Here is a 17,466-nt window from a genome sequence, read left to right on the forward strand (position 1 = left end):
GGAGAGAATGCTGAATGCTTCAGAAACCACGGGGTACACGGGACTTTTTACCCGAAGAGATGGAACAGCGACGGTCGATCGAGCAGCGGATGCGGGAGGTGGCCCGACGGTGGGGATACCGGGAGGTCTGTACCCCTGATTTTGAGCACCTTGAACTATTCACGATGAAGTCCGGCGAAGGGATCATCCAGGAGATGTATGTCTTTGAGGACAAGAGCGGCAGGAAGATGACACTCCGGCCCGAGGTCACCGCGGCGGTGCTGCGGATGTACGTCAACGAGGGCAGGGTAATTCCAAAACCTATCCGCTGGTGTTACTTTGCCGACTGTTTCCGCTACGAGCGCCCCCAGAAAGGCCGATACAGACAGTTCTGGCAGTTCGGCGTCGAGTTGATCGGCGCGGACACCGCGCTTGCCGACGCCGAGGTGATCATGCTTGCAGACGACATGCTCCGGTCGACAGGGGTCACGTTCGACCTCCATGTCGGGCACCTCGCACCGATGAAGCACATCCTCTCCGGTCTCGATCCCGGTGACCAGGGGCTGATCATGGCCTGTCTCGATAAGCACGACCTGGAGGGTCTCGAGGCGGTGCTCGCTGCCCGGGGTCTCAGCCACCTTGCCGAACCGCTTGCCGCCCTCTCTGGTTGCCGCAGCGTGGACGAGGTCTTTGAGGTCACCGGGGACGTTCCTGAACGCACCAGGATCGAGGAGACGTTTGGGATACTGGACTCCCAGGGGGTCTCATACAGACCGGACTTCGGGATCGCCCGCGGGCTTGACTACTATACCGGAACAGTCTTTGAGGGTTTTGCAAGGAACCTGGGCGCGGAGAACCAGATCCTTGGCGGCGGCGCCTACAGGCTTGCCCACCTCTTCGGCGGCGAAGACGTCGCCTCATGTGGTTTTGCGATAGGGTTCGACCGTGTTATGGTCTCGCTCGGTGAGGTTGAACTCCCCCACGAGTCCGTCGTCGGAGTTGTCTGCACGCCTGAGGCCCGCACCCGGGCGCTTCAGGTCGCCCGCGCCTTCCGGGAGGCCGGGATCAGGGCCGAGGTCGACCTGATGCAGAGAGGTCTCTCCGCCCAGGTCGCTCATGCCGCAAAGACCGCGGAGTTTGTCGTGATCGTCGGTAAACGCGAGGTTGAGGCCGGCACGGTGACCCTGAAGAACCTCAGCACCGGGGAGCAGAAGGAGATGGGACTCGAGGACGCCATCGCCGGGGTAGCAGGGCATGGTCATCGCTGAGGACCTGGCAAGAGAGCAACGGAGCATAAGCGTTGCGGAGTTCTTCGAGAAGAACAAACACCTGCTGGGTTTTGACTCCCCCACACGCGGGATCGTCACAACCGTCAAGGAGGCGGTAGACAACGCCCTTGACGCCTGCGAGGAGGCAGAAGTCCTCCCGGACATCTTTGTCGGGGTAAGAAGGGTTGAAAACGAGGTCTACCGTATAATCGTCGAGGACAACGGCCCTGGCATCGTCCCGGAGAACGTACCTCCGGTCTTTGGAAAACTCCTCTACGGTTCCCGGTTCCACCAGATCCGGCAGAGTCGGGGGCAGCAGGGTATCGGGATATCGGCGGCAGTGCTGTATGCGCAGCTCACAACCGGCACACCGGCCCGGATCACCTCGAGGACGGGTGTAAACAGACCCGCCCACCGGTTCGAGATTATGATCCGGACGGAGACCAACGAACCGGAGGTGATCAGCCACGAAGAGATCGAGTGGGACCGGACACACGGGACAAGGATCGAGATCCAGTTCAGGAGCACGCTTACCGCCAAGAAACGGTTGCTTGACTACCTCAGGTTGACAGCGATCGTCAACCCGCATGCAAGGATCACCGCGGATATCGATGGTGAGATCACAGTCTTTGAGCGGGCAAGCAACGACGTCCCGCCGTGCCCAAAACCGATCCTCCCCCACCCGCACGGGATCGAATTCGGTGCGCTGAAAAGGCTTGCGGCCGCGAGCACCGAAACAGTCGAGGAGTTCCTGATCGGCAGTTTCTCACGTGTTGGAAAGAAGACCGCGGAGGAGATGATCAACCTCGCCGGGCTCAAACCCTCCCGGAAGGTAAACAAACTCGACTCAAACGAACTCAAGCGTCTCCTGGAGGCGATGCAGGCCGTGAGGGTTCCGGCCCCGCCGGCACAGCAGTGCCTCTCACCCATCGGGGAAGACCTGATCTGCAGGGGACTTGAGAAGGAGATCCAGCTTGACTTCATCAAGGCCCGGACGCGGCCGAGCGCGGTCTACGGTGGGCACTCGTTCATAGTCGAGGCGGCGATAGGCTACGGAGGCAAGATCCCGCCGGAAGGAAACGCCATGATCCTCCGGTTTGCAAACCGCGTTCCCCTCCTATATCAGCAGGGCGCCTGCGCCATCACGGACTGTGTCTCGCAGGTGAACTGGAAGAACTACGGGCTCGCACAGCAGGGTCTCCCGATGGGGCCGGTGCTGATCATGGTTCATGTGGCCTCCACAAACGTCCCCTTCACGAGCGAGAGCAAGGACGCGATCGCGTCCATCCCGGAGATCGAACGTGAGATAATCCTTGTCCTCCAGGAACTCGGCCGCGAGGTCAAGCGATATCTTGCCCGGCGGGAGAAGAAGAAACAGCAGGACGACCGTGCCCGGGCGATATGCTCGATCATCCCGGAGATAGCAGCAAAGGTAAGCGAGATCGTTGAACTCCCGCCGGTGGACACCACCCCGATTGAGGGAAAGATCATGCGAAAAGTCGTTGCAAAGAAACGGACGGTCGATGGGAAGGTCTCTATCGAGGTGAACAACTACACCGGAAAGGAGGTGGACCTCGTAATCTACAACCTCTCCAGCGATAAGGCGGAGGACGCGGTGCCCCTACCGGATTTTGTTGAGAGCATCGACGGTGAATACACCAGGGTCTGGAGGTGCACCCTCGGTGCAGGCGAGGCCTGGCGCGCCATCTACACCGGGACGGGGGAGGGGACGCTTGATCTGCGAGGGGTTGATGACGGGATGAAAGTGGTGGTGGATCTCGATGTCTAGGGAAGAGATGGACGCACGTGCGAAGGAGCGGCTTATCGGTATCGCCCGCGACTGGTATGAACAGATGAAGGACGGCGTTGTGCCATATATCCGGTTGCCGACGCGGACGAAGCGGAATATTGAGTACGATGATGATAGCGAGGTCTGGAAGTACGGTGACCTGGAGAGCACACGCTCAGCGACAACGGAGAAGAGTGCCATCCATCTCCTGAAGATGGCATACGTAATCGGGTTCCTGAAACAGCAACTCGTGGAGAACCGGTCGTCAACCCTGAGAGAACTCTATTACATCTCCGAAGGCTGGAAAAAGGCGAAGTTTGCCGCCCAGGACGAGAGCAACCTCCTGATCGAGGACCTGGAGATCATCACAGAGATGCAGCGGGAGGCTTTTCACCTCCGTCCGGAGGAGGATGGGGCCTCTATATTCGGGCCGCTCCGGATCCGGGAGACCACCCGCAGGGGGGTGAAGGAGATCCATTGTCAGGAGGATGTCGGGGAGGCTGGATACCCCATCCCGAACAACGTCGACAACCTTGAGTTCATCGATCACGATGCGAAGTTTGTCATCGCAATAGAGACCGGTGGTATGTATGCCCGCTTGATGGAGAACGGGTTTGACGAGGACTATGGGGCGATCCTTGTCCACCTCAAGGGCCAACCGGCGCGCTCGACGCGAAGGGTGCTGCGGCGACTCAACGACTCGCTCGGTCTACCGGTGGTGGTCTTCACCGACGGCGATCCGTGGTCATACCGGATATATGCAAGCGTTGCCTACGGTTCGATCAAGAGCGCCCACATCTCGGAACTCCTGGCGACACCTCAGGCGCAGTTTGTCGGGGTGCAGCCATCGGATATCTCGGACTACAACCTCCCCGCCGACAGGCTCACAGAGCAGGATATCAATGCCCTGAAAGCGGAACTCACCGATCCGAGGTTTGCGACCGATTACTGGCATAACCAGATCAACCTGCAGCTCAATATGAAGCTGAAGTCGGAACAGCAGGCGTTTGCAAGCAGGGGGCTTGACTTTGTGACGAAGGATTACCTGCCGACAAGGTTGTCGGAGATGGGGGTTATCTGAGGGAGTGGCCCTGATCCCCGCCCTCAGTCAGGGAGGAACGCTCTCAACGCCCTCACCTTGTTCCGGATCGATGCTCGTTCAAAGCCTAAGAAATAACTGATCTCATCTTCAAGGAAAAAAGGCACCTTTTCCCGTCCGGATCAGGTTCTCATCCTGACAGGCTGCATACACGATTGCCGCACTCCAGAGAACCGCGTCACCCCGCGAGAGTGGTGCGGCCGGATGCTCGAAGAGGTCCTTGAGGATCTTCCGGCAACGCTCAAGGACGGTATCGTCATTAAACCGTTTGCAGAAGTCCTCGCACCGGATAAAGATCATGGTGGTACGCAGACCTTCTATGTCCAGTTCAGACGCTCCGGTATCAAGCAGAACGGAGAATTCTTGCTGGACTTCTTCGTTCTCAACGTCCAACCCGACCATCTCGGCGAACTCTCTCATCGCGAAATTGAAGAACGCGTTTATGTCGTTCGTGTTGACGCCTGCTTTCTCCGCTTTCTTCAGGATGTACTTGAAGTAAGCCAGACCCTTCTCCGGGCTCGTGGTTTCTTTCTGAAAGTGGGGTTCCGCTTTCGTATGAAAATGACCCCCGATTTGCATCCGGTATGCCTGTAGCCCTGACGGGCATCATGTGGTTTCTTGAGAGCAGCGATGAGTTCAGAAGCGTTTGTGAGGTGGCCGGATGCTTCCATGTGTGTGAGGAAACGGCAGAGGATCGGGACGGCTTTATTCGGCCAGTCTTTTGGGTAGATCGGGTTCTGCGACATATGCTCTACCAGGCACTCCTGCACAGATGGGGCATCCCATGCATCGATCTTCAATCTGCGGTTAAGAAGCATTAAAGTGCAGAAGGTTATGACGGTATTCCCGGCCATCGCGCCGGCCTCTTCTCCGTCTTTTGCCTTCTCCGCCTCGACAAACGCGTCGATATCGAGTCCGATATCCTGGATGATGGTATATTTTGCGGCCTCCACCGTTTGTTCGTCATCGAACGCGGTCAGGTTCGGGATCTCGGTCGGTTCTTCAGGAACGATCTCATCCGCGCTCCATCCGGGTGGATACCATTGAAGTGCGGTGGTGGCGTCCTCGATATAGCCACAGATGCCGTTTCGCGGAGAGTTGGAGATGATCTCCACACAAAAGGGATCGTGATCGATCGTAGAGAGGCATTCACGGCAGTAATAGTGCGGGTTCTCCCCGTAGGTATTGCACAGCGCAAAAGCGGCCTCGCCGCCACAGTGGTTGCACGGGATAGGTGGCCGGTTGTTCCGTGCGATCAGGCAGAGCGGACCTTTCGGTGGGGCGATGGGTGTCTCTCCGATCACCTTCAATTCCAGCGAGGTGGTGGAACCGAAGTCGTAGTCATAGGTGAATGTGCTGCCCGGCGAGACGATATCCGAAAGGGGGACTTCCATGGCGCCTGTGGAACACATATCATCGTCTGAGTCGTACAAGACATCTTCGATCTCGAAGGAACTGAGATGCCCGCAACACTCCACCCAAACGTCGCGGATCAACCGGTCTAGATCTCCAAGCCGGGCGTCGTGTCGTGCGAGAACTACCAGCCAGTATTTATTTTTGCGGAGTCCCTCTATCATGATTAGGAGCGAGGGCTTCTCTTCGGTGGGCCAGCCCGACGCCTGAAGGCATTCTGTGGCGTGTTTAAGCGCCTTTCGTTTCGTCAGGGGAGCCCTGCAGACGAGGCAGGTAGCGGTTGAGACCTTTGGTGTCATTCACCACAGAGGTATGATTGTAATGGGATAATGAATGATCGTGGTCTGCTGCCCTCTCCGGGAACGCGATCAGGGCGCTCCTCCGCATGCCCGGACTATGGGGCATGTCACCATATCGTGTGGGTCCAGGTGCATGGGAGTGATCACTACCTCACGCAGAAGTGCGCGAAGACGAAGCGGTCCACAACGGATCTTCCGCGCGTCTGCATGACCGCTCCGGGGGCCCCGGTAACTACCCCTTATGGGTGGGGCCCTTTCGTCAGGATTACTTTCGCCCCGCACGGCACACCTTAATGCCTGACCGGGGCGATAGCAAATCCATGCTACGAACCAGGATTGTGATCGACAGGGTCCGGAAAGATGGACTTGTTTTCGCCTCTGACTACTCGGACTGCGACCATTCGATGGAGGGCTTCAAGAAAGTCATGTTCCGGGCGAAGGGGGTGGCTCCCCTCAAAACCGGGGCGGCGTACTCGCTTGAGTACGAGACGGAGGATATCCTCAAACCCTTCGCGCAGAAAAGCCGGAGCGGGAAGACAACCTACAGTTATCCCCAGAGGTTCTACCACCGGATAACAAACGTCACTCTTGTATCAACCGATCCCGACCCGGAACTCCTGCTGGACCTCTGACCTCCCAAAAAAATCGTATCCTCGCGTACGGTCTATCGGAACGACGCAGCATCCCGAATCCGGAGGAGTGGTGCTGCGAGCGGCCGGCAACCCTGTAGCGGCCCGGCAGCTTACACACCGGTTCCAGAAAAGCGTCACAGTTCTTCCAGCCATTCTGCGGTCGGGACAATGTGGACGGCCCGCCCGTCGATGGTCGTCTCCGCCGATTCCGACGCAGTGACGATCGTTCCTTCGTCAAGGCCGCGCATCTCCCGCTGCCTCGTGGCGTCGTCCTGCAGGGACTGCATCACCTGGACGGCCTGGACAATCGTCCGGCCTGACCTGACCTGACCTGGAAGTCGCACTCGTAGCGGTCCCGGTTAGGAGGAGATACACGGACTTCGCGAAGGATGGCGTAACTATCCCACGGGCGTCAAGGCTGGTATGAAAACCAATCTATGGGTATATGGAGAGCGCCCGCCCGAAGAGGCGGCTATAACCAATACGGGCCGGCCATAGCCGGTTTTCATGCCTCATCTATGAGCTGAAGGCTCATAGCACGCTTCGCGCGAGAGCATGAGAGGTGATGGGAGGCCACGTGAAATATTAGATGAAATGGCCCACTAGAAGTGAACACGATACGTGCAGATGTGGATCAGCGCCGCTTGAACCTGTGGACCTGTTGGGGGTGATTACCCAAAGCCCTGTCCGTGAGGGCGGGGTAGTTCACAGCATGCAATCGTGGCAGTCCTGTGCACCGCATGCCAGATTCTCTATCTTCCATCTCAGCGCCCAGCGTTTGATCTCTTTTATCACCTCCACAATATCAACCCCACTCTCGGTGAGGGTGTAGTCGCTCCTCCCGGGGACAGAGGTGGCATCTATCCTCTTTTCGATGAGACCCTCCTCCTCGAGTTCCTTCAACCGGGCTGAGAGGACTTTTGCCGTGATTCCCGGGAGTCGTTCCTTTATCTCGGTGAACCGCCGGGTGTAGCCCTCCCCCTTGTAGAGTTCGAGGATGATCAGGAGCATCCACTTCTTTCCAAGGTATTTGAGGGTCTGGTTGACCGTGCAACCGCTCTGCATGGTATAGTATGAGAAACCTTCTCCTACTTATATAGTATCAAAAAGATACTATAGAGTGAGCATGAATGTTCTGCAACCAGTGTGAAGAGACTTCAAAAGGCGTTGGCTGCACCGTGCGCGGTGTATGCGGAAAAGATGATGATACCGCGGGGCTCCAGGATGTCCTGATCTACCTTCTCAAGGGACTCTCGGTCAGGAACCTGGCGGCGATGGAGAGGGGTGGCGGGAACCCGGAGGCAGGGAGGTTTATCGCAGAACACCTCTTTGTCACCCTCACAAACGTGAACTTCGACCAGGAGCGCCTCAAGCATATGATCCAGCAGGCGGCCAGGCTCCGTGACGCCCTCCCACCCGCCGGGAAGAGTGAACCCGATGCATGCACCTGGGCACCATCAGGCCCGGAAGCGGTTACGGCAAAGGCACAGGAGATTGTTGCCGCGCGTGAGAGCGTGGATCAGGATCTCAAGTCGCTCCGCGACCTCCTTCACCTATGGCCTCAAAGGGGTTGGTGCCTACTCATACCATGCCGCGGCCCTCGGGCATGAGGATGAGGAGGTCATGCGGTTTCTTCAGGAAGGGCTTGCCGCCACACTGAAAGACCTCAGCGTCGACGAGATGGTCGGCTACGTCCTGAAATGTGGCAAGATCGGCGTGAAGGTTCTCGCCCTGCTTGATGCGGCAAACACTGACGCCTACGGGACGCCGGCGATAACGACGGTCAGCACAGCGGCGGGCAACCGTCCGGGAATACTTGTCACCGGCCACGACCTCAAAGACCTCTTTGACCTTCTCGAGCAGACCAGAGAGACCGGCGTTGACGTCTACACCCACGGCGAGATGCTCCCGGCGCACGCCTACCCGGAGATCGCGAAGTATGACCACCTGGTCGGGAACTACGGTGGCTCCTGGCCGTTCCAGCGCGGTGATTTTGAGCGGTTCAACGGCCCGATCCTGGTCACAACGAACTGTCTCGTTACACCGAGGGACTCATACCGCGACCGGATCTACACAACCGGGCCTGTGGGGTATCCGGGGCTGAAGCATATCGACGCCAAGCCTGATGGTAAGAAAGACTTCTCGGCGCTGATCGAGCACGCAAAACGCTGTAAACCCCCGGAGGATATCTCCCGCGGCGACCTTGTGACGGGCTGCGCCCACACCCCTGTACTCGCAATCGCGGATAAGGTGATCGATGCGGTGAAGTCCGGTGCCATCCGGCGGTTTGTTGTGATGGCAGGCTGCGATGGTCGGCACCCTGAGCGAAACTACTACACATGGTTTGCGGAGGCACTTCCGGAGGATACGGTCATCCTTACGGCAGGCTGTGCGAAGTACCGCTATAACAGCCTGGGTCTTGGTGATATCGGCGGGATACCGCGTGTCCTGGACGCCGGGCAGTGCAATGACTGCTACTCACTGGTGGTGATCGCCCAGGCGCTTGCGGAGGCCTTCGGGGTCGGGATAAACGAACTCCCGGTCTCATACAACATCGCCTGGTACGAGCAGAAGGCTGTGCTCGTCCTCCTGAGCCTTCTATCGCTCGGTGTGCGGGATATCACCCTTGGTCCCCGCCTGCCTGGCTTCGTCTCACCAGGCATCCTTAAAGTGCTCGTGGAGAACTTCGGGATCCGGGGTATCTCGACGTTCAAGGAGGATCTCGCACGGATGGTGCCGGAGAACTGAATTCTCCTTTTTTGGAAGGAGCGCGGTTCCACGGGCTCTGAGGGGAGCCTCCTTTCAATTTGAGGATGCAGATCCGGTGCATGCTGATTCTGGTGTGGATCTCTATGCCCCTCAAGCCTGGCAACAACTTCCATTACTCACAAGCGGGGCCTGGGAGGGATAAGAAAACCCATAACTGGGTAGATTGAGGAAAAGATACAGGAGAGGGACCAGGGGATGGGATCGAAGACGGGCCTACGAAAGCCTGAAGCACAACCCGAAGAATGTGCGGTTCGACGACCTCCGCCGTGCAGCGGAGACATTCGGTTTCTTTTTAAGGGGTGGAAAAGGCAGTCACAGGGTTTATGTGCGGCAGGGCATCACGGAGATACTGAACTTCCAGAACGTGGGTAGGAAGGCAAAGCCCTATTAGCCCTATCAGGTTCGCCAACTGCTTAAAGTTATTGAGAGTTATAACCTCTTGGAGGATGACGTTGCCGCATAAATACGCAATCGAGATCATCTACAGCGATGAGGATGAGGGGTTCATCGCCGTGGTCCCGGAACTTCCGGGGTGCTCTGCCTTCGGCGTGACCGAGGAGGAGGCGCTCCGGGATGTGAAGGTTGCCGTCTCCCTCTGGCTTGAGGCCGCCCGGGAGGAGGGGAGTGTTATCCCGGAACCTGCCGGCAGGAGCGGCTCCGGGATATCTTGCCGGGAAAAAGGCACCGCGTCATGACCGTGAGCAGCCCCATATAATACGCAGGCGATCTCCAGAAATCAGGTGATTGCAGGGCCAGCGCACGGTATTTCAACCTTCGGTAGGGGCGCTATACGATACCTGCTTCTGCCAGGGGAAGGGTTAATGAAGTGGGAGGGAGCAATCCTCGTTGCTGGCAGATCAGATTACGCGTGAAAATGAACCCTTGTGGAGGCCAGGAGGTGGAAAGAGAGATGGGTGATATCGAGAGAGAGCGGATTATCGGCCAGCTCCGCCGATGCCTCGCCGACAAGGAGGATGTATTGCTCGGGTACCTCTATGGCTCTTTTCTCTGCCGTGATGAGTTCCATGATATCGATGTAGGGTTGCTCTCGTCTCGGGGGAGAGAGAGCCATATGAACTCTACAAGTATGCCATGGGTATCGCATCCGACCTCGAGCGGTGTATTACGCCGCGGTATGAGATCGATCTCCGCATTCTGAATGATGCTCCAGTTGAGTTTCAGTATGAGGTGGTGAAGACCGGGCGCCTCCTTGTCGCCCGGGACGAGGACACGCGCGTCGCTTTCGAGGCTGGTGTGATAACGAAGTTCCTTGATCTGAAATACCTCTACGACAGGATTGACAGGGCTCTCCTTGCGAGGGTGGGAGAATGAGGCTCTTCTATCATATGCGGGAGCTAAGTGCTGGAAGATGTAATCCGGATCTGAACCTTCCTCTGCAAAGGACCTTTGGGAGGTGATCGTAACCGGGTCAGGGGGTAGGAGATCGGGATGAGCGTAGCCTCCCACGCAGGTAGTCGCGGAGTTCGTGGAGATCCTCCACGATAACCTCCACCCCCGGGCGGCCGGCAAACCGGTTCGTATCGCCGGGTCGGACGCGGGCCACAAACCGCACCCCGGTCTCGCAGGCTGCTTGCCAGTCGTTCGGGGCGTCGCCGACGAAGAGCGCCTCGCCGGGCGACGCTCCGGTCTCGTCAAGGATCTCACGGATGCAATCTGCCTTTCTCTTCGGCGAGCCGTATATCCGCCTGAAGTATCCTGTGAGCCCTCTGCGGCGGGCGATCTCCTGCATCTCGGGCTCGGGGGTTGCGGAGACGACGTAGAGCGGGAGCACGCGGGAGCAGTCCCGCAGGAATTCCTCTGCCCCGGGGACATAGGGGACGGTGAGCATTGCATCAAAGATCAGCCCGGCGTATTCGGCTGCGAGTCGCTCCTCCTGCTCGGGGGTGAGGGGCTCGCGGAGGATGTTTGCGTAGATGTAGCGGAACTTGTCGTAGCGGGACATGCCGCCGTTATCGAGGTGAAATGCGATGATCTCGTCGAGGTGCTCGGGGGGTGCAAAGGAGAAGACCTTCCTGAACGCCGCGGTCTTCATGGGGATGGACTCGACGATGACGCCGTCGAAGTCGAGGATGAGGGTGGTGAGGTGGTCAGCGCGATCCATTGTTGTTACATGTATTTCCAGACAGGATTGAGATAATTTTCAGTTCATACCCACGGTCAAATTTGCTCCTCTCGCCCTTAAGTATCGTATCGATGATGGCTAAGGTCGACTCCAGGAAGAGAACCGCTTTAATAATGGCCTTTTTGAATCGATTTTGTGATGTGTAGTTCTCCAGGTAGTAAAGTTCGCTCTTGATCGACCAGTATCTTGCCCAGCTCTTCAAGTTCAGGTTCTTTATGCAGGATTCACCCTTGTGAATGACCTCGGCATCTGGACGTAACAGCGACTTCCAGCCACGACTGGCAAGTTTACATCCGATGATAAACTCCTCCCAGTAAAGGAAGGTACTCTCATCAAAGAGACCGACCTCAGTAATGGCCTGACTCCTGAAGAGAATGCATGAACCTGCCAGAACGCCGAACTCAGCTGGTCGATCGAAAGGATAGTCGTAGTTGAAGTGTCGCTTCCAGATCTGGTTCTCCTTCATCAACCGCTGACCGATAAACGTGTAGACAAATATAAAATCAAGAAATCCCGGCAAATTCCTTGTACACGCCCTCTGCACCTCGCCATTTGTGGACCTGAGCATCGGACTCACGGCCCCGATACGGCCATCTTTACTCATAGTATCGAGGAGTTTGTTGAGCATCTCTGTGTCTTCAATGATCACATCGTTGTTCAGGACGAGGATATAATCGGATTTGAGGGCGTTCAGGGCAAATCGAATACCGATGTTGTTACCCCGAGCATAACCATAATTCTCATGGTTTTTAATCAGGATCATCCTCCGCCCCGGATCCACTCCATAGTAAGACGAAAGATCCAATCCGATCTGGTTTGTCACGTCTTCGAAGACCTCAAATAGATAGATTGGATTATTCCCAGACCTGCCCGCCCCCTCGCAATAGCGTCGGATATTCTCGATCGAACTGTCGCTCGAGTTGTTATCGACTACTATTATATCGTAGTTGGAGGCGGATAACCGGTGAATGGATTCAATGCATTGAATCGTATCCGGCCATCCGTTCCAATTCAAAACCACGATTGCAACGCGAGGCATTATGCTCATTGATATCGATTATACCTCTCATTATAGATTTGGATCTGCTGGCAGGTCAATGCGCAGCAAAAGTTTTCGGGAGGTACGTAGGTTTTGGTAGACACTCGATGTTAAAAACGCGATACAACTGCGTATCAGGGTAACGCTGCACTGTTCCCCCTGATAGCCCTGACAAGATACTGGACAGTCAGGAACGATGCACCGGGCAGGAATTTACCCAGTGAGTTATTCATGCGCCTGTCAAGATTGCCGAGGTACCCGCTCCCAAATCCGGATTGTATCGATACGATGTCCAAACCAGCCTGGTTAAACAGGTTATGTATCTCTCTTCGCGTGAAAAAGCGAAGGTGTGAACGATCCAGTATCCCACCATCGGCATACTCAAACTTGTCGTGCAACACCAGATCCAACAGCACCCGGTAGTTCTTAACATTGGGTATACTGGCAACTACATATCCTGTCTCCTTTAGATAGGGGGCGTATCGTTTCAGAACGGTTGCAGGGTTCACAAGGTGCTCCAGAACATCAGCAAAGATAATGTAATCAAAATAATCCTCTTCGAACGTTGGTTCAATCTCTTCTACGTCCCCGATCAGAACAGCATCAAGCCTGTTAAAATTATCCTGTAAGGTCTCTTCGTTTATCTCTATCCCCACGATCTCTCCAGCTTTCTGTAGTTCCCGCAGTTTGATCAGTGTGTTTCCCGTCCCGCACCCCACTTCGAGAATTCTGTGTTCGCCCTTCGGGATTAAAGAGATGATATCCCAGCGTACATAGGAGAAATAACCCTCTCCCTTATCCACATATAACTCTTTTTTAGACAAGAATCTCACCTGGTGATGTTGTTCCGAACAAATCCTGAGAAGGCCTGGATCAGCTGGTCCTACCTTCCTCAAATGTCTCGCAGGGGGTCGACTCCTGACTCAGGACCAGGTACTCCGGCAGTACCCTGACAGATACCATATCTCTGAACCAGCACGCTCGCCCGCAGTAGACTCTCAAACGTACCGGCATCGCTCCAGAACCCCTCCAGCACCGAGAACTCCATCGCCCTCCGCCGGATGTAGGCGTTATTCACGTCCGTGATCTCGAGTTCACCCCGCCCGGACGGCTTGAGGGTCTTAATGATCTCAAACACCCCGGCGTCGTAGATGTAGAGCCCGGTCACCGCCAGGTTCGATCTTGGAACCTTCGGCTTCTCCTCGATCCCGAGCACCCTGCTCCCTTTCACCTCGGCTACACCGAAGCGCTGGGCATCGGGGACCTCTTTCAAGAAGATCTTTGCCCCCGACTCAAATGACTCAACATCCTTCCTGACATTGTCCTGGAAGATGTTGTCACCAAGAATCACCGTGACGTTCTCCGCCCCGGCCCAATCCGCCGCAAGTCCGAGCGCCTCGGCGATCCCGCCGGCGCCCTCCTGGATCTCGTAGGCAAACCGGACACCAAACTCCTTTCCCGAGCCCAGAAGTTCAAGGAAGTGACCAACATGCCCACGCCCCGAGACTATCATGATATCCTTGATCCCGGCGGAGATGAGCGTATTGAGGGGGTAATAGATCATCGGCCTGTCATAGACCGGGAGCAGGTGTTTGTTCGTTACCTTCGTTAATGGGTAGAGGCGGGAGCCGGTCCCGCCTGCAAGTATGATGCCTTTCATGGGACGTTCACCGTAGTATTCAGGTATTCTTCCAGCGCTTCTTTCCAGTGGCGCAGGGGGCTCGTCTTTGTGTTCACGAGCACCGAGTAGGCTGGGCGCTTCGCTTTCCGCGGAAACTCGGCGCTCGTGCAGGGGATCACGTTCGGGGCAAATGCCCTGGCAAACTCATACCAGGAACAGACGCCTTCGTTTGTCAGATGATAGATCCCGGGCGGATAACTGGCGATCTCTGCCGTCTTACGTGCGAGGTCCACCGTGTAGGTGGGTTTACCCACCTGGTCGGTCACCACCCGAACGGTCTCGTTCGTCCGCGAGAGGTGCCGGATCGTATCGACAAAGTTCTTTCCGTGCCGCCCAAAGAGCCAGGAAGTCCGGATGATAAGGTAGTCATCCGTGTTCTTTGCGATATTCTGCTCGCCGCGGAGCTTCGAGGCGCCGTAGACGTTGATGGGATTCGGCTCGTCGGACTCGACGTACTCCGTCGTTGAGCCGTCAAAGACGTAATCGGTGCTGTAGTGGACGAGCCGGGCGCCAACCTCACGACATGCAGCGGCGATGTAGCCCGGCGCCTCGCCGTTGACGGCAAAAGCCGTGCCGGGGTTGTCCTCGCAGCCGTCAACATCGGTGTATGCGGCGGCGTTGATGACGAGATCTGGTTTTGCTGCAAGGATGTAGGCACGCACAGCAGCCTCATCGGTGATCTCGAGGTCCTGGTGACCGCAGAGCCTGGCGCCGGGAAAGACAGCAGCAAGGTCGTGTCCGAGCATCCCACGGGCACCGAGGATCAGGACGTTCATCTCTCTTTTCCAGGTATTGAGCGCACTCATTCTATCCTCCTCATCCAGAAACTACCTGGCCGAACATATTCGCGGTCGTATGTCCTGAACGCTTTCTCCAGGAGTTCGGGGTGGTTCCTGTGCATATAGTGGCCAGCCCAAACCACTTTGAACGCAAAGTTGTAGGTCAGAAATGCCTGTAGGAGATATTGTTCCGTCCAGAAGAGGTGTTCCTGACAGATCCATTTTCTGGGGTATTCACACGGCAAAAAGATGTCATGAATGTGGATCAGCACACCCCTGTTCAATCTCGGCAGGATCTCATTATACTCATACTGAACATCACTACCTACCTTGAGGACGTGGCTTGAATCGATAAACAGGATATCGTTCTCTCCCAATTTCTCAAAGGTTGACAGCGGAACGTTCTGTACAGGCTCTTTAATCAGATTCGACAAATTAGGGGAGCCATCCTGTAATACTTTATTCGGATAGGGTTCAATGGCAGTAAATTCACAGGTATAATCCGGATCCTGTTCCTTGTTTTTCTGGATTGCTAACGCCGATAGGTATGTAGAGTTCCCGGATCCAATTTCAATAATCCGGTTGGGTTTAAAATGCCGGATGATACAGTATAAGATCTCGCCATCAACACTCTCGAAACCTCCATTATTCACATAGTAGTCATACGGTCTGCCGGTTTTGCTGGTTGGAAACTGATCATATTCGTGTTTATACGCATCAGCAAACTGAGAGAGCAATGTTATCTGGGATTGCCCATCCAGATCTATACCAACCAGTGCTGACGGTGTTTCCCATAGTCGGTCGGGCAGACTCCGAAGATTTGGTATTGGCTGATAGAAATGATCTGGCACAACATGGATTCCTAATCGCTCCCACAGCCCGAATGACTTACTCAGAACATAGCGGATAAACCGTTGATAGTATCTGGTTAATTCGGAAATGAAGATCACCCACGTAGTTTTTATCTATTGATCAGCGGCCGCCACCACCAGTCGTTCTCCACGTACCACGCAACCGTCGCCGCGAGGGCATCATCGAAACGATACGCCGGCCTCCAGCCGAGTTTACGGAGTTTCCAGAAGTCAAGAGAGTAGCGGAAGTCGTGGCCTTTCCGGTCAGGGACATACTCGATCATCGACTCGTCTTTCCCGAGGAGTTCGAGGATCTTTTGAGTGATCTCGAGGTTCGTCTTCTCGGCACCGCCGCCGATGTTGTAGATCTCCCCCGGTTCACCGTGCTGGAGGATGAAGTCGATGGCACGGCAGTGGTCGATGACGTAGAGCCAGTCACGAACGTTTCTGCCGGTGCCGTAGACCGGGACTTTCTTGCCCTCGAGTAAGTTGGTCGTAAAGAATGGGATCAACTTTTCAGGGAACTGATAGGGGCCATAGTTGTTGGTGCAGCGGGTGACAATAACCGGGAGACCGTGAGTGATGAAGAACGACCGAGCAAGGAGGTCGGATGCGGCCTTGCTCGATGAGTAGGGGCTTGATGGGTTCAGGTTGTCGGTCTCGACGAACGAGCCCTCGCGAGTGCTCCCGTAGACCTCGTCAGTTGAGATGTGGATGAACCGCCGGACGCCGTGTTTGCGCGCACAGTCGAGCAGGGTGAATGTCCCGAGGACGTTTGTCCGGACAAAAGCAGAACCATCCGAGATCGAGCGGTCAACGTGGCTCTCTGCGGCGAAGTGGACGACGGTATCGATTGGGTGGTCGCGGAAGACGGCAGCCACCGTCTCCGGCTCGCAGATATCACCCCTGACAAAGGTGTAGTTCGGGTTATCGGCAACATCCCGGAGATTCTCCAGGTTTCCAGCGTAGGTCAGGGCGTCAAGGTTGACGATCCTTGTGTCGGGGTGCTCCGTGAGCATGTGGCGGATGAAGTTGCTGCCGATGAAACCCGCGCCGCCAGTGACGAGCATCACCATTTCCCATCGCCCCTTCATCCGTGTTTCAGTCCCGGGGCAAGCCCCCAGTCGTAGGGGATCTCGGGGGTGTCCGGGGGCAACCGGAACTCGTCTGGCTCCTTGTAGTTGTAGGGTAGGGTCGGGATGCTCACGAAGAACGCCGTCTCTGTGCCGATGGCCTTGAACCCGTGGTAGACTCCGGGAGGGACCCTGATCAGGATCGGGTTCTTTTCGCCGACGAAGAACTCCATGAGGGCCTTATGGGTTGGGGAGTCCTCGCGGGCATCGTAGATCGCGACTTTCATCATCCCGTGAACACAGGTGAAGTTGTCGGTCTGTTTCTTGTGGTAGTGCCAGGCCTTGACGACGCCAGGGTAGGCGGTCGTGCAGTAGACCTGGCCGAACCGCTCAAAGATCTCGTCGTCGCAGCGGAGGATCTCCATCAGCCAGCCGCGCTCGTCGGGGATGATCTTGAGGTTCTTGATTCTGACACCATCGATCTGATCTTTCATGTTGTCACCGCACCGGGTTTCTTCGGGAGATTATGTCAGGAGGAGTTACTCTCTTGGGGGCAGAGTCTGCTACCTGGTAGAGATTGTTTCTTGACCCACTATATATGAGGTTTTTGATGAAACCCTATACCAGGTCACAAAAGTTTTATCTTGCGGTA

At 56.1% G+C, this 17,466-nt stretch carries 19 protein-coding genes and 1 pseudogene; 7 read left to right on the top strand and 13 right to left on the bottom strand.

The window, feature by feature from the left end:
- Nucleotides 1-14: 14 nt before the first annotated feature.
- The 3 genes from hisS to QMC91_RS02650 are packed head-to-tail and all read left to right on the top strand — an operon-like array spanning nucleotide 15 to nucleotide 4,117.
- Complete coding sequence (gene hisS / locus QMC91_RS02640; RefSeq protein ID WP_300234942.1) at nucleotides 15-1,247, top strand: histidine--tRNA ligase; 1,233 nt, start codon at nucleotides 15-17, stop codon at nucleotides 1,245-1,247.
- Entirely contained in the window at nucleotides 1,234-3,036 is a 1,803-nt protein-coding gene (locus tag QMC91_RS02645; protein ID WP_300234945.1) for a DNA topoisomerase VI subunit B, read from the top strand. The genes hisS and QMC91_RS02645 overlap by 14 nt, the downstream gene beginning before the upstream one ends.
- Nucleotides 3,029-4,117 carry a DNA topoisomerase IV subunit A gene (locus tag QMC91_RS02650; protein WP_300234949.1) on the top strand — a complete coding sequence of 363 codons (1,089 nt, stop codon included), beginning with the start codon at nucleotides 3,029-3,031 and terminating at the stop codon, nucleotides 4,115-4,117. Before QMC91_RS02645 ends, QMC91_RS02650 begins: the two co-directional genes overlap by 8 nt.
- 108 nt (nucleotides 4,118-4,225) lie before the next feature.
- On the opposite strand, the gene QMC91_RS02655 is transcribed toward QMC91_RS02650, so the two are convergent.
- Both QMC91_RS02655 and QMC91_RS02660 read right to left on the bottom strand, forming a co-directional pair.
- Nucleotides 4,226-4,555 carry a DUF6398 domain-containing protein gene (locus QMC91_RS02655; protein ID WP_300234951.1) on the bottom strand — a complete coding sequence of 110 codons (330 nt, stop codon included), beginning with the start codon at nucleotides 4,553-4,555 and terminating at the stop codon, nucleotides 4,226-4,228.
- A 59-nt stretch (nucleotides 4,556-4,614) separates the two neighbouring features.
- Nucleotides 4,615-5,847, bottom strand: coding sequence for a hypothetical protein (locus QMC91_RS02660; protein WP_300234954.1), 1,233 nt, complete (start codon nucleotides 5,845-5,847; stop codon nucleotides 4,615-4,617).
- A gap of 320 nt (nucleotides 5,848-6,167) precedes the next feature.
- Here QMC91_RS02660 and QMC91_RS02665 point away from each other — a divergent pair, with 320 nt between their 5' ends.
- The gene (locus tag QMC91_RS02665; RefSeq protein WP_300234957.1) at nucleotides 6,168-6,479 is read left to right on the top strand and encodes a hypothetical protein; all 312 of its coding nucleotides are present in this window, start codon (nucleotides 6,168-6,170) and stop codon (nucleotides 6,477-6,479) included.
- Between the two features lie 134 nt (nucleotides 6,480-6,613).
- Here the strand turns inward: QMC91_RS02665 and QMC91_RS02670 are convergent, their stop codons facing one another.
- Together QMC91_RS02670 and QMC91_RS02675 are read right to left on the bottom strand one after the other, a co-directional pair.
- Nucleotides 6,614-6,823 (bottom strand): hypothetical protein, encoded by a 210-nt coding sequence (locus tag QMC91_RS02670; RefSeq protein WP_300234960.1) that lies wholly within the window; start codon nucleotides 6,821-6,823, stop codon nucleotides 6,614-6,616.
- A gap of 361 nt (nucleotides 6,824-7,184) precedes the next feature.
- Nucleotides 7,185-7,544 (bottom strand): helix-turn-helix domain-containing protein, encoded by a 360-nt coding sequence (locus tag QMC91_RS02675; RefSeq protein WP_300234963.1) that lies wholly within the window; start codon nucleotides 7,542-7,544, stop codon nucleotides 7,185-7,187.
- Between the two features lie 65 nt (nucleotides 7,545-7,609).
- Here QMC91_RS02675 and hcp point away from each other — a divergent pair.
- Nucleotides 7,610-9,227: pseudogene (hcp, locus tag QMC91_RS02680) on the top strand (hydroxylamine reductase).
- Between the two features lie 473 nt (nucleotides 9,228-9,700).
- Nucleotides 9,701-9,943: a type II toxin-antitoxin system HicB family antitoxin gene (locus QMC91_RS02685; RefSeq protein ID WP_300234967.1), complete on the top strand. Its 243-nt coding sequence runs from the start codon at nucleotides 9,701-9,703 to the stop codon at nucleotides 9,941-9,943.
- A gap of 167 nt (nucleotides 9,944-10,110) precedes the next feature.
- Here the strand turns inward: QMC91_RS02685 and QMC91_RS02690 are convergent, their stop codons facing one another.
- Nucleotides 10,111-10,320: a hypothetical protein gene (locus QMC91_RS02690; protein ID WP_300234970.1), complete on the bottom strand. Its 210-nt coding sequence runs from the start codon at nucleotides 10,318-10,320 to the stop codon at nucleotides 10,111-10,113.
- A 20-nt stretch (nucleotides 10,321-10,340) separates the two neighbouring features.
- Between QMC91_RS02690 and QMC91_RS02695 the strand changes: the two genes are divergently transcribed.
- Nucleotides 10,341-10,580 carry a nucleotidyltransferase domain-containing protein gene (locus QMC91_RS02695; protein ID WP_300234973.1) on the top strand — a complete coding sequence of 80 codons (240 nt, stop codon included), beginning with the start codon at nucleotides 10,341-10,343 and terminating at the stop codon, nucleotides 10,578-10,580.
- Between the two features lie 97 nt (nucleotides 10,581-10,677).
- Here QMC91_RS02695 and QMC91_RS02700 read toward each other — a convergent pair whose 3' ends face one another.
- The 8 genes from QMC91_RS02700 to QMC91_RS02735 form a co-directional block, all read right to left on the bottom strand.
- Nucleotides 10,678-11,370: an HAD hydrolase-like protein gene (locus QMC91_RS02700; RefSeq protein ID WP_300234975.1), complete on the bottom strand. Its 693-nt coding sequence runs from the start codon at nucleotides 11,368-11,370 to the stop codon at nucleotides 10,678-10,680.
- Nucleotides 11,357-12,439: a glycosyltransferase family 2 protein gene (locus QMC91_RS02705; protein ID WP_300234978.1), complete on the bottom strand. Its 1,083-nt coding sequence runs from the start codon at nucleotides 12,437-12,439 to the stop codon at nucleotides 11,357-11,359. Before QMC91_RS02705 ends, QMC91_RS02700 begins: the two co-directional genes overlap by 14 nt.
- A 125-nt stretch (nucleotides 12,440-12,564) precedes the next feature.
- Nucleotides 12,565-13,254 carry a class I SAM-dependent methyltransferase gene (locus tag QMC91_RS02710; RefSeq protein ID WP_300234982.1) on the bottom strand — a complete coding sequence of 230 codons (690 nt, stop codon included), beginning with the start codon at nucleotides 13,252-13,254 and terminating at the stop codon, nucleotides 12,565-12,567.
- 68 nt (nucleotides 13,255-13,322) lie between these two features.
- Nucleotides 13,323-14,090 (bottom strand): sugar phosphate nucleotidyltransferase, encoded by a 768-nt coding sequence (locus tag QMC91_RS02715; RefSeq protein WP_300234985.1) that lies wholly within the window; start codon nucleotides 14,088-14,090, stop codon nucleotides 13,323-13,325.
- Nucleotides 14,087-14,917, bottom strand: coding sequence for a dTDP-4-dehydrorhamnose reductase (gene rfbD, locus QMC91_RS02720; protein ID WP_300234986.1), 831 nt, complete (start codon nucleotides 14,915-14,917; stop codon nucleotides 14,087-14,089). The genes QMC91_RS02715 and rfbD overlap by 4 nt, the downstream gene beginning before the upstream one ends.
- A complete protein-coding gene (locus QMC91_RS02725; protein ID WP_300234989.1) occupies nucleotides 14,914-15,627 on the bottom strand; it encodes a class I SAM-dependent methyltransferase in 714 nt (237 codons plus the stop codon). The genes rfbD and QMC91_RS02725 overlap by 4 nt, the downstream gene beginning before the upstream one ends.
- 224 nt (nucleotides 15,628-15,851) lie before the next feature.
- Nucleotides 15,852-16,811: a dTDP-glucose 4,6-dehydratase gene (rfbB, locus tag QMC91_RS02730; protein WP_366944360.1), complete on the bottom strand. Its 960-nt coding sequence runs from the start codon at nucleotides 16,809-16,811 to the stop codon at nucleotides 15,852-15,854.
- A 20-nt stretch (nucleotides 16,812-16,831) separates the two neighbouring features.
- Nucleotides 16,832-17,308: a dTDP-4-dehydrorhamnose 3,5-epimerase family protein gene (locus QMC91_RS02735; RefSeq protein ID WP_300234995.1), complete on the bottom strand. Its 477-nt coding sequence runs from the start codon at nucleotides 17,306-17,308 to the stop codon at nucleotides 16,832-16,834.
- Between the last annotated feature and the right edge of the window lie 158 nt (nucleotides 17,309-17,466).

Source organism: Methanoculleus sp. (genome assembly GCF_030019085.1).
In the GTDB taxonomy this organism is placed as follows: Archaea; Halobacteriota; Methanomicrobia; order Methanomicrobiales; family Methanoculleaceae; genus Methanoculleus.